The organism is Micrococcus sp. KRD012, assembly GCF_017168555.1.
Classification (GTDB): domain Bacteria; phylum Actinomycetota; class Actinomycetes; order Actinomycetales; family Micrococcaceae; genus Micrococcus; species Micrococcus luteus.
The window spans coordinates 41,448-49,841 of the sequence record NZ_JABFBB010000004.1; the positions used below are offsets into that span (position 1 = coordinate 41,448).

General features: G+C 74.5%; 8 protein-coding genes. 2 read left to right on the forward strand and 6 right to left on the reverse strand.

What is annotated here, in order from left to right:
* Positions 1-164 precede the first annotated feature (164 nt).
* On the reverse strand, positions 165-974 hold the full coding sequence (locus J1M37_RS03100) for an NUDIX hydrolase (RefSeq protein WP_041103998.1): 810 nt from the start codon (positions 972-974) through the stop codon (positions 165-167).
* 36 nt (positions 975-1,010) lie between these two features.
* Between J1M37_RS03100 and J1M37_RS03105 the strand changes: the two genes are divergently transcribed.
* Positions 1,011-2,216 (forward strand): NAD(P)-binding domain-containing protein, encoded by a 1,206-nt coding sequence (locus J1M37_RS03105; protein ID WP_206452081.1) that lies wholly within the window; start codon positions 1,011-1,013, stop codon positions 2,214-2,216.
* A gap of 21 nt (positions 2,217-2,237) precedes the next feature.
* Here the strand turns inward: J1M37_RS03105 and nth are convergent, their stop codons facing one another.
* The gene (gene nth / locus J1M37_RS03110) at positions 2,238-3,044 is read right to left on the reverse strand and encodes an endonuclease III (RefSeq protein ID WP_101967379.1); all 807 of its coding nucleotides are present in this window, start codon (positions 3,042-3,044) and stop codon (positions 2,238-2,240) included.
* 234 nt (positions 3,045-3,278) lie between these two features.
* Between nth and acs the strand changes: the two genes are divergently transcribed.
* Positions 3,279-5,219 carry an acetate--CoA ligase gene (gene acs, locus J1M37_RS03115; RefSeq protein WP_036314287.1) on the forward strand — a complete coding sequence of 647 codons (1,941 nt, stop codon included), beginning with the start codon at positions 3,279-3,281 and terminating at the stop codon, positions 5,217-5,219.
* 75 nt (positions 5,220-5,294) lie between these two features.
* On the opposite strand, the gene J1M37_RS03120 is transcribed toward acs, so the two are convergent.
* From J1M37_RS03120 to J1M37_RS03135, 4 genes are all read right to left on the reverse strand, one after another.
* A complete protein-coding gene (locus tag J1M37_RS03120) occupies positions 5,295-5,777 on the reverse strand; it encodes a GntR family transcriptional regulator (RefSeq protein WP_206452082.1) in 483 nt (160 codons plus the stop codon).
* Positions 5,749-5,934, reverse strand: coding sequence for a methionine/alanine import family NSS transporter small subunit (locus J1M37_RS03125; protein WP_036338231.1), 186 nt, complete (start codon positions 5,932-5,934; stop codon positions 5,749-5,751). Before J1M37_RS03125 ends, J1M37_RS03120 begins: the two co-directional genes overlap by 29 nt.
* A gap of 3 nt (positions 5,935-5,937) precedes the next feature.
* Positions 5,938-7,581, reverse strand: a complete 1,644-nt coding sequence (locus tag J1M37_RS03130; protein ID WP_206452083.1) for a sodium-dependent transporter — start codon at positions 7,579-7,581, stop codon at positions 5,938-5,940.
* Between the two features lie 119 nt (positions 7,582-7,700).
* Positions 7,701-8,394 (reverse strand): trypsin-like peptidase domain-containing protein (locus J1M37_RS03135; protein WP_206452084.1); only part of this gene is annotated, 694 nt, incomplete at its 5' end.

The following is an 8,394-nucleotide window of genomic DNA, read 5'->3' on the forward strand; positions in this document are numbered from 1 at the left end:
CATGGCGGACCTCCTGCGGGATGGGGGGCGGCCGCCGCGGTCCGCGGCCGCCGGCCCGTCCAGTCCACCGCCTCGCCCGCGCGCCCGCCTGCCCCGGTCGTCCGGCTGGGGACACGTGCCCACCCCCCGGCGCCTGTGCAGGAGCGGACGGCGCCGCGCAGCCGTCAACCGCGCAGGATCTCGTGGGTCCGCGCGTCGCGCACGCGGGAGTCGTCCCACGGCACGTCCCAGCCCAGCAGCGCCAGCACACGGTCCAGCAGCGCCGCCGTGAACCCCCACACCAGGCGCTCGCCCACGAGGAAGCCCGGCGTCTCGCCGCGGCGGCCGCCGGGCCGGGCCACGCGGCACCGGTTCGCGGGGTCCACCAGGTCCGCGACCGGCATCCGGAACACGGCCGCGGCCTCGGCCTGGTCGACCACCGCCACGCGACTGGGGTCCCGCCACCACCCGAGCACCGGGTGCACCACGTGCCCGGAGACCACCACCGGCACCGCCGGCAGCACGCCCAGGACCTCCACGCCGGCCGGGTCCAAGCCGGTCTCCTCCTGCGCCTCGCGCAGGGCCGTGGCCACGACGTCGGCGTCCTCGGGGTCGACGCGACCGCCGGGGAACGCGATCTGCCCGGCGTGCTGGCGCAGGGTGGCGGCGCGCTGGGTCAGCAGCACGTCCACGTGCGGGTGCACGCGCTCGGCGTCGTGACGGGCGGGGACGTCGTCGAGGGCGCCGAACAGGATCAGCACGGCGGAGGGGCGCGGATCGCCGGACCGGGGCCACTCGAAGCCCCACATCGGCACGGCCTCGGGCGGGATGGTGGTGAGCGAGGCCGGGTCGTGGTGACCGGGCGCGTCCGCAGGGGCCGTGCCCCACCGGGCCACGAGGTCCGCCAGCTGGTCCCGCGCACCCGTCAGCGACGCCTCGGACGTCCCGGCGGCGTCGCGGGAGGTCGGGCGGGGGCTCGCGGGGGTCTCAGGCATAGCCCCCACGCTAGCCGCCGGTCGTAGCCTCGGGGCATGACGGCTCCCCTGACCTCGCCCCCGGCGGACGCCGCGTCCCCGGATCCGGTGGACGTCGCGGTGATCGGCGCCGGACAGGCCGGACTGGCGGTCGGCTACTTCCTGGCCCGGGCCGCGCGGGACGTCGACCGCGGGCGCCGGCCGGGCCCGCCGCCGTCGTTCGTCCTGCTCGACGCGTCCGCCCAGCCCGGCGGCGCGTGGCCGCACCACTGGGACTCCCTGCGCCTGTTCTCCCCCGCCGAGCACTCCTCCCTGCCGGGCCGACCCATGCCGCCGTCGCCCGGTCCCGGCACCCCGGACGCCGGGCACGTCGTCGCGTACCTGGCCGACTACGAGGACCGCTACGGCCTGCCGGTGCGGCGCGGCGTGCGCGTCACGGCGGTGACGCACGACGCCGCCGCGTCCCCGCCGTTCACCCTGCGGCTCGAGGACGGCACGGCCCTGAGCGCCCGCGCGGTGGTCTCCGCGACCGGCTCGTTCACCCGCCCGTTCGTGCCGGCTCTCCCGGGCGCCGACCGCTTCGGCGGCACGCAGCGGCACTCCGCCGCGTACCGCTCCCCCGACGCGTTCGCCGGGCGGCGCGTCCTCGTGGTGGGCGGCGGCAACTCGGGCGCCCAGATCGCGGCTGACCTGCTGCTGGCGGGTGTCGCCACCACGTGGGCCACCCGGCGTCCGCCCCGGTTCATGCCGGACGACGTGGACGGGCGGGTGCTCTTCGACCGGGCCTCGGCGCGCGTGCTGGGCCGCTCCGAGGCGCGCGTGGGCGACCTCGGGGACATCGTCATGGTGCCCTCGGTGATCCGCGCCCGCGACGAGGCCGGGCTCCACGCGGTCGCCGCGCCCACCGCGCTCACGCCGGAGGGCGTCCGCTGGGACCACGACGCCGGCGCGAGCCACGGCTGGCCCGCCGCCAGCCGCGCCGCGGCCCGGGTGCGCGGTGCCGAGCACCCGGTGGACGACGTCGTCTGGTGCACGGGCTTCCGGGCGGACCTGCGCCATCTGCGGGGCCTCGAGCTGACCCGCCGCCCGTCCGGGGTGCCGGCGACGGAGCGTGCGCTGCCGACCGCCTCGGTGGACGTGCCGGGACTGCACCTGCTCGGCTACGACGACTGGTGCGGGGCCGCCTCGGCCACGCTCGCCGGCGTGGGGGTGCATGCGCGCCGGGCCGTCGACGCGATCCTCGCGGGCCTCACCGCGGGCTGAGCGGGCGCGCCGGCCGGGCGCTCAGGCCTCCAGCCCGTGGCCGAGGGCGCGCAGCTCCCGGCGCGTCCGCCCCGCGCGCAGGAGCTCGAGCAGCTCCTCCCGGCCGGGCTTGAGCTCGTAGGCCAGCAGGGCGCGCGCCCGCTCGGGGTCGGTCTCCCCCTCGCCGTAGGACGGGCACCAGCGGGCGATCGGGCACGCCCCGCACGCCGGGCGGCGCGCGTGGCACACGCGGCGGCCGTGGAAGATCAGCCGGTGGGAGAGCATCGTCCAGTCCCGGCGCGGGAACAGGGCGCCCACGGCGTGCTCGACCTTCACCGGGTCGGTCTCGTCCGTGAACCCCAGGCGCCGGGCGAGCCGGCCGACGTGCGTGTCCACGGTGATCCCGGGCTGGCCGAAGGCGTTGCCGAGCACCACGAACGCGGTCTTGCGGCCCACCCCGGGCAGCGCCACGAGGTCCTCGAGACGGGCGGGGACCTCGCCGTCGTGCCGGGCCACGAGCTCTTGGGACAGCCGCAGGATCGCGGAGGCCTTGTTCCGGTAGAACCCCGTGGAGCGCACGAGCTCCTGCAGCTCGGGCTCGGTGGCCGCGGCCATCGCGTGGGCGTCCGGGAAGCGGGCGAACAGCGCCGGCGTGGCCGCGTTGACCCGCACGTCGGTGGTCTGGGCGGACAGCACCGTGGCCACGAGCAGCTCGAACGGCGTCTCGAAGTCCAGCTCGGCGACGGCGTACGGGTACGTCTCGGCCAGGATCCGGTCGATCCGCCGCGCCCGGCGCACCAGTGCCAGCTGGGTCTCCCCGGTCGGCGTGCCCGTCGACTCCGTCTCCATCCGCGCGTCCTCCCGCCCTCGTCCGATCCGCTCCGGTCCGACCATCCTAGGGAGCGGGGCGCGTGCCGACGTCCACACCGGGTCCGGCCCCGGCTTCCGGGCACGATGCGACACACCGGACCCGAGGATTTGTGGCGACGACGCCGCGCGCGGCATGCTGAGGCGGGAGACTAGTGTGGGACGCGTCACATCCGTGCCACGCACCGACCGCACCACCCCGAAAGGACCCCGTCGATGGACGAGCAGATCCCCACGTTCCCGCCCCCGGCCGAGTTCGCCGCCCAGGCGGTGGCCGGAGCCGACCTGTACGAGGAGGCCGCCGAGGACCGCCTGGCCTACTGGGCCCGCCGCGCCCGCGAGGTCCTGCACTGGGAGCAGGACTTCACCGACGTCCTGGACTGGTCCGACGCACCCTTCGCGAAGTGGTTCGTCGGCGGCACCACCAACGCCGCGTACAACGCCCTGGACCGCCACGTCGAGGCCGGCCACGGCGACCGCGTGGCCATCCACTTCGAGGGCGAGCCCGGCGACACCCGGACCTACACCTACGCCGACCTGGCCGCCGAGGTCCGGCGCGCCGCCAACGCGTTCGAGTCCCTCGGCGTGACCAAGGGCGACCGCGTGGCCGTCTACCTGCCGATGATCCCCGAGGCCGTCATCACGATGCTCGCGTGCGCGCGCATCGGCGCGGTCCACTCCGTGGTGTTCGGCGGCTTCTCCTCCGATGCCCTGCGCTCCCGCGTGGACGACGCCGAGGCCAAGCTCGTCGTCACGGCGGACGGCTCCTTCCGCCGCGGCAAACCCTCCATGCTCAAGCCCGCCGTGGACCAGGCCCTCTCCGCGCCCGGCCACACCGCCGAGCACGTGCTCGTGGTCCGCCGCAACGAGGCCGAGGTCGAGATGACCGAGGGCCGCGACCTGTGGTGGCACGACGTCGTGGACGGCCAGTCCGACGAGCACGAGCTCGTGTGGCACGACGCCGAGCACCCGCTCTACATCCTGTACACCTCCGGCACCACCGGGAAGCCGAAGGGCATCCTGCACACCACCGGCGGCTACCTCGTGCAGGCCGCGGTCACCCACCACGACACCTTCGACCTGCACCCGGAGTCGGACGTCTTCTGGTGCACCGCCGACGTCGGCTGGGTCACCGGGCACTCCTACGTCGCCTACGCACCGCTGGTCAACGGCGCCACCCAGGTGATCTACGAGGGCACCCCGGACTCCCCGCACCAGGGCCGCTGGTGGGAGATCGTGCAGAAGTACGGCGTGAGCATCCTCTACACGGCGCCGACGGCGATCCGCACGTTCATGAAGTGGGGCCGGCACATCCCGGACGAGTACGACCTCTCCAGCCTGCGCGTGCTCGGCTCCGTGGGCGAGGCCATCAACCCGGAGGCCTGGCGCTGGTACCACGAGGTCATCGGCGCCGGCCGCTGCCCCATCGTGGACACCTGGTGGCAGACCGAGACGGGCGCCCACATGCTCACCCCGCTGCCCGGCGTGACCACTCTCAAGCCCGGTTCCGCCCAGAGGCCGGTGCCCGGCGTCGTGCTGGAGGTCGTGGACGAGCTCGGCGAGCCCATGACGGACACGAGCGCGGGCTTCCTCGTGGTGCGCGAGCCGTGGCCGTCCATGCTGCGCGGCATCTGGGGCGACCGGGAGCGCTTCAAGGAGACCTACTGGTCCCGCTTCCCCGGCATGTACTTCGCCGGCGACGGCGCCCGCTACGACGAGGACGGCGACATCTGGCTGCTGGGCCGCGTGGACGACGTCATGAACGTCTCCGGCCACCGCCTGTCCACCACCGAGATCGAGTCCTCCCTCGTGGCGCACCCGTCCGTGGCCGAGTCCGCGGTGGTCGGTGCGAAGGACGAGACCACGGGCGAGGCGGTCGTCGCGTTCGTCCTGCTGACCGCGGTCGCCGTCGCGGCCGACCGCGACGTCGCCGAGGTCGAGGAGGAGCTGCGGCAGCACGTGGGCAAGGACATCGGCCCCATCGCCAAGCCCAAGCGCGTGCTCGTGGTCCCCGAGCTGCCCAAGACGCGCTCCGGCAAGATCATGCGCCGTCTGCTCAAGGACGTGGCCGAGGGCCGCGACCCGGGCGACTCCACCACGCTGGCCGACCCCACGGTCATGCAGCGCATCGTGGAGACGCTCGCCCCGAAGGCCTGAGCCGGCACGACGACGCCGCCCCGGTCCGCACGCTGTGTGCGGTCCGGGGCGGCGTCGTCGGTGGGCGGGCCCGGCTCAGGCGCGGGCGGCCGCGTCCCGCCGGACCAGCTCCACGGCCTCGTCGGGCGTGTAGCCGAGGCGTTCGAGCAGGGTGTCGAGACAGCGGCGCACGGCCTGGTGCGCGGCGTCCGCGCGGGCGTCCGCCGAGGCGGCCACGAACGTGCCCGCGCGCCCCCGGGTGCGGATGGTGCCGTGCGCCTCGAGCTCCTTGTAGGCCCGGGCCACGGTGCCCGGTGCCACGCCGAGCTCGGCCGCGAGCGCACGCACGGGCGGCAGTCGGTCCCCGCAGGCGAGGAATCCGGAGGCGACGCCGGCCAGGACCGCGTCCACGATCTGCCGGTAGGGCGGGGCCGGCAGGCTCCCGTCCACCGCCACGACCGGCAGGGAGGCGGAGACCACGCCCGCGGCCCCGTCGGCGACCGAGGCCGCGGACGGGGCCGCTGCGGACGGACCGGGGGCCCTCATCGACTCACCGGTGCCGTGCGTCGAGACGGCCATCCTCGCGCTCCCACACGGCGGGGGCCAGTTCGTCCTCGATGGCGAGGTCGCCCGAGGAGTCGTCCGGGTGGCGGAGCAGGTGGACGGCGGAGACCGCGAGGCCGCCCCACACCAGGAGGATGGCCAGGGACATCATGACGATCGCTGCGGTGCTCATCGGTCAGAGCTCCTTCCGGGTGGCGGCCGCGGGCACCACCGGCAGGGCGCCGGTGGGGACGGTGCCCTCGGGCACGGCGTTGTGCGGGATGAGGTCGCCGTGGATCTCGCTGTCCAGGTCCTCGGCGTAGAGGTTGGACTTGCGGGACCACGGGATCAGGGAGAGCAGGATCGCCAGGGCGACGGAGCCGAGCGCGATGCCCCAGCCGAAGACGCCGAGGAAGTCGCCCGGGTAGCCCTCATAGCCCTCCGCGATCACCTTCATGATCCAGGAGAGCCAGATGTAGGCGAGCACGATCGGCATGAGCACGCCGATCAGCAGCACGTACCCGCGGCCGACCTTGAAGGAGGAGACGGCGTTGAGGTGCGCCGTGATGCGACGGGCCGAGCCCAGCGCACCGGTGACCAGGAGCACCGACAGGAGCGCCGCGCCCACGATGCCGAAGTTGTTGGCGAACGCGTCCATGGTGTCCAGCATCTGCAGGCCCGTGGTGGTGGAGAACAGGGCGAGGGAGACCACCCCGGACAGGCCGATCACCACGATCGTGGCCGTCCAGCGGCCCCAGCCGAGCTTGTCCTTCACGGCGGAGATGACGACCTCGAGGATCGAGATCAGCGAGGTGAAGCCGGCGACCACGAGCGAGCCGAAGAACAGCACGCCGATCAGGGCGCCGAGCGGGGCCTGCGAGATCAGGGTGGGGAAGGCGATGAACGCCAGGCCGATGCCGCTGCCGGCCACCTCGGCCACGGACACGCCGGAGGCCTGCGCCATGAAGCCCAGGGCGGAGAACACGCCGATGCCGGCCAGGATCTCGAAGCCCGAGTTGGAGAAGCCGACCACCAGGCCGGAGCCGGTGAGGTTCGTGCGGCGGTTGAGGTAGGAGGCGTAGGTGATCATGATGCCGAAGCCGACGGACAGCGAGAAGAAGATCTGACCGTAGGCGGCGATCCAGACGCCCGGGTCCGCCAGCGCGGCCCAGTTCGGCGTGAACAGCGCGTCCAGGCCCTGGGCGGCGCCCGGCAGGGTGAGGGCGATGCCGACGAGGATCAGGAACATCACGACGAGCAGCGGGATGCCGACCATCGAGGCCAGGGCCACGCCCCGGCGCACGCCGAAGCCCATGATGAGCAGCGTGATCACCCAGACGGCGAGCATGGGCCAGAAGACGCCCGAGACGACGTCGAAGGACGGGGACGGGTCGTCGGCGACCTGCAGGTAGTCGCCCATGAGGAAGGTCTCCGGGTCGTCGCCCCACCGCTGGTCCACGGAGAACCAGGTGTACATGATCGCCCAGCCGATGATCGCGGCGTAGTAGATCGCGATGACGACGCAGATGAGCACCTGCCACCAGCCGACGGTCTCGGTCCACCGGGACAGGCGCCGGAACGCCAGCGGCGCGGAGCCGCGGAAGCGGTGGCCGATCGCGTAGTCGAAGAACAGCAGCGGGATGCCCGCGGTGAGCAGCGCGATCAGGTAGGGGATGACGAACGCGCCGCCGCCGTTCTCATAGGCGACGTAGGGGAAGCGCCAGATGTTGCCGAGGCCCACGGCGGAGCCGATGGCCGCCAGGATGAAGGCCCACCGGCCGGTGAACTCCTCCCGGGTGCGCTTCGGCGCCGACGCGGGCGCGGAGACGGTGCTGGACATGCAGGACCTCCGGGGGTCGGGAAAACTCGAGTGTGACGGAGGACACAATAGTCGACACGGGCCGTTGCCGGACAGTCCGGTCCGGAATGCGGGCATCAGGCGCGTGGCGCGGCGCCGGCTCAGCCGCCCGGGACGCAGTCCCCCGAAGGGACCGTGGCCGTCATCCCCGGGGCCGCGGCGACGACGGGGGCGATGGTGTCCGCCGTCAGGGCGTAGCCGACGGCGTCCGAGCCCGGGGCCCGGGCGAACACCAGACCGGCCAGGTTCCCGGCCGTGTCCACCACCGGGCCGCCCGAGTAGCCGTGGCGGATGTCCGCCGCGAGGGTGTACACGTCCACCATGCTCGCGGCCCCGGTCAGGACGTCGCCGAGCGGCACCTCGCCGACGGCCTGCACGGTCGCGGGGGTGGAGGCGAACGGGCCGCCGTCGGGATAGCCCAGGACGGAGGCCGACGCGCCGCCCGTCAGCTCGGCGCCGACCGGCATGACGGGCAGGTTCGCGTCGTCGACCGCCAGGACGGCGAGGTCGTGCGCCGTGTCCAGGTGGACGATCCGCGCCGCGTGCACGCCGCGGGCGCGGTCCGTCACGGTGGGGGCGTCCACGCCGAGGACCACGTGCGCGTTCGTGAGCACGCGGTCCGGGGCCACGGCCACGCCCGAGCCGCTCTGCACCTGGTTGCACTGCGCGGCCGTGCCGGTCAGCCGGACGACGGCGGCCGACGCCGAGGAGGCGGCGGGAGTCGAGGGGGCGGCCGTCGACGCCGACGAGGCGGGGGCGGTCGTCGCGGCCGACGGCGCGGCGGACGTCGGGGGC